This window comes from Bartonella sp. CM86QHHN (assembly GCF_042194695.1).
Classification (GTDB): Bacteria; Pseudomonadota; Alphaproteobacteria; order Rhizobiales; family Rhizobiaceae; genus Bartonella.
Genome location: NZ_JBHIND010000041.1, coordinates 1 through 3,199 on the forward strand (window position 1 = coordinate 1; position 3,199 = coordinate 3,199).

Genomic DNA, 3,199 nt, shown 5'->3' on the forward strand with positions numbered 1-3,199 from the left:
AAAAGGATGGGTGTATCGACGCACTTTCGGGGATCGCTTATTGCCTTATCAGGATAAAATCCAAAAAGGACTAATGGATTGTCCCACCATTACACTTCAAACCGCAAGTGGAATAGAAAAAGTCATTCCTTGCGCAAAAATCACAGCAAAAGGAATTGGTGTGTTGTCTCAAGAGATTAAAAAACAAAACATGCATTAAGGGAAATAAACCATGGAAAAAAAATACGAACTTACTGATGAAACAATCAATGTTGATGGCAAAATCCTTCACCGTATACGTGCTTTAAGAAACTTTGGTGATGTCGAGAAAGGCAACCTAGGAGGCTATATCGAGAAAGAAGACAACCTAAGTCATGAAGATGATTGTTGGGTAGATGGTGATGCCAAGGTGCTTGAAAGCGCTACCATTTTTGATAATGCCAAGATATTTGATGGCGCCTGTATTAGTGGAAATGCTACGGTTTGTGATAAGGCACAAGTTTACGATGATGCACGTGTTTACGATGATGCACGTGTTTACGATGATGCACATGTTTACGATGATGCAGTCATTTACGTTAATGCAAAAGTTTGCGGTGATGCCAAGGTTTATGGAAAAGCAAGAATATACCATGACGCCGTAATTTCCGAACATGCACGCGTTTATGACAATGCAGAAGTTTTCGACAACGCTACAATTTCGCACGTTGCATCCGCTTGTGACAATGCTCGTATTTTCGGTAAAGCAAAGGTTGGTGGTTGTGCCGAAATTTATGATGGAGCACATGTCTCTGAAAAAGCTAAAGTTGGCGGTCACGCAAAAATCTCTGGAAATGCCCGTGTGTTTGGTGGTGCAATAGTTTGCGAGAATGCCAAAGTAACCGGAAATACAAAAGTATCTGGAAATGACACTGTTTTAAGATAAGGGCGACTTAAACCATGGAAAAAAAATACGAATTTACTGATGAAACAATTGAGTTTGGGCGCAGAACGCTCCGCCGCATTCGTGCACTGAGAGATTTGGGGGACGTCAAGAAAGGTGATCTTGGCGGCTATATCGAGAAAGAAGACAATCTAAGTCATGATGGCAATTGCTGGGTAGGTGATGATGCAAAAGTCTATGGTTATGCCAAGGTTTTTGATGATGCACATGTTTATGGGAATGCTCGTGTAGATGGTTATGCAAGAGTTTATGACAAAGCCAAGGTTTATGGTGATGCTTATATTTATAACATTGCTGATATTTACGAAAATGCATGTGTTTTTGGTAGTGCATCTGTTACCGGAGAAACTAATATTTTTGGTAATGCGCAGATTTTTGGACATGCTCGTGTTTTTGCCAGTGCACAAATCTACGAAAATGCACAAGTTTCCGGTGGTGCATTTATTAGTGGAAAAGCTGAAATTTATGGAAATGCTAAAATCTATGACAGTCCATTGATTTCCATCAGAGCAAAAGTTGGGGGAAATGCCAAAATCTGTGGTGATGCATTTATTCATGGAAAAGCAGAGATCATCAATGATAAAATCATCACAACGGGCATGAGGCAATAAACCATGGAAAAAAAATACGAATTTACTGATGAAAAAACTGTGTTTGATGGAAGAACTCTTCACCGAATTAGAGCATTAAGAGACTTTGGATATGTCAAAAAAGGTGACCTAGGCGGTTTTATAGAAAAAGAGAGCAACTTAAGCCATAAGAGAGACTGTTGGATTTTTGGCAATGCACAAGTTTACGATAATGCCAAAGTTTATGATGATGCGCGGGTTTATGGGAATGCACGCGTTTATGGCAATGCACAAGTTTCTGATTATGCCGAAGTTGGTGGTGCTTATGTTGGAGATAATGCCAAGGTTTTTGACTATGCGCGGATTTATGGGAATTCTGTTATAGGGAAAAGTGTACACGTTTACGGAAATGCTAAAATTTACAATCAAGCATATATTTGCTGTCGTGTAAACATTGCTGGAAATTGTAAAATTAGTGGCTCCACCATAATCGAAGAACGTGAGAAATAGTAACCATGAAAAAGAAATACGAACTTACTGATGAAATAGACATCCTCTATCGTCGACCAGTTCGTCGCATTCGTGCACTGAGAGACTTTGGAAAGGTCAAGAAAGGTGATCTTGGTGGTTTTATAGAGCATGAAGGTAACCTCTCTCATGAGGGCGATTGTTGGGTTAGGGATAAGGCAAAGGTTTGCAGTAATGCTCAAATTTATGAGAATGCACAAGTATTTGGACGAGCACGTATCTCATGTAATGCACGTATTTATGGAAATGCTAATGTTTTTGGAAACGCTTGTGTTGAATCCAATGCACATATTTTCGATAATGCGCAAGTTTACGGAATAGCCGAAATTCACGGCAATGCCAAAATTTGTGAAAAAGCTCATATTGGTGGTGAAGCTGTTGTATGTGGTAACACATGTATTTCAGGCAACACACATATTAGTTATAGTAGAAAAGCCGAACATATCCCTAGGAAAAGACAGAGCGTATAAGCACTTTCTAACAACCAACCATTTTTAAACACAAGCGTGATTCACGCCACGGGTGAATTGCGCGCAATGTAGGAAATCAAGATGAAAAATTCTACTTTTTTAAACGAAATGGCAGAAAAATATGGATTTTCTGCTGAAGAATTTCGAACCACAATCATAAAAACTTGTATTGGAGATAAAAATGCTAATGTCATCACTGATGCAGAATTTGCCGTTTTTCTTTTTGTTGCCAATACTTATGGACTTAACCCTTTAACAAAAGAAATCTATGCTCTCCCTAAAAAAGGCGGCGGCATCATACCCGTTGTTTCTATCGACGGTTGGATAAAGATCATCAAATCAAATCCTGACTTTGATGGCATGACCTTTCAAGATCAACTCAATGATGATGGGAATATCATTGCTATCAAATGTGCTATTCGTCTCAAAGGCATTAAAGACCCTATCGAAGTCACCGAATATCGCAAAGAATGCGAACAAGGCCACAGTGACCCTTGGAAAAAATACCCCGCACGTATGTTGCGCCATAAAGCTACTATACAGTGTGCTCGCTATGCTTTCGGGCTTTCCGGTATTTATGAAGAAGATGAAGCAAAACGTATCAATGAAACAAACCATAACGTACAAATGAAGTTAGTTTCTTATGATGTGCTTACGCAAATCAAACAATTAATAAACATCACTCAAACAGAAGAAGAAAAAGTGCTTGA

6 protein-coding genes are annotated in these 3,199 nt (G+C 39.1%); all 6 read left to right on the forward strand.

Translation table 11 applies throughout. The features are described from left to right. Nucleotides 1–199 (forward strand): phage antirepressor KilAC domain-containing protein (locus tag ACFIKX_RS03300; RefSeq protein WP_375661206.1); only part of this gene is annotated, 199 nt, incomplete at its 5' end. Between the two features lie 12 nt (nucleotides 200–211). Next, a complete protein-coding gene (locus tag ACFIKX_RS03305) occupies nucleotides 212–904 on the forward strand; it encodes a hypothetical protein (RefSeq protein WP_375627981.1) in 693 nt (230 codons plus the stop codon). Nucleotides 905–918: 14 nt separating this feature from the next. Continuing rightward, entirely contained in the window at nucleotides 919–1,533 is a 615-nt protein-coding gene (locus tag ACFIKX_RS03310; protein ID WP_375627980.1) for a hypothetical protein, read from the forward strand. A 3-nt stretch (nucleotides 1,534–1,536) separates the two neighbouring features. After that, nucleotides 1,537–2,001, forward strand: coding sequence for a hypothetical protein (locus tag ACFIKX_RS03315; RefSeq protein ID WP_375627979.1), 465 nt, complete (start codon nucleotides 1,537–1,539; stop codon nucleotides 1,999–2,001). A gap of 5 nt (nucleotides 2,002–2,006) precedes the next feature. Beyond that, a complete protein-coding gene (locus tag ACFIKX_RS03320; RefSeq protein ID WP_375607541.1) occupies nucleotides 2,007–2,489 on the forward strand; it encodes a hypothetical protein in 483 nt (160 codons plus the stop codon). A gap of 81 nt (nucleotides 2,490–2,570) precedes the next feature. After that, on the forward strand, nucleotides 2,571–3,199 hold a 629-nt coding region (locus ACFIKX_RS03325; RefSeq protein WP_375661207.1), incomplete at its 3' end, for a recombinase RecT.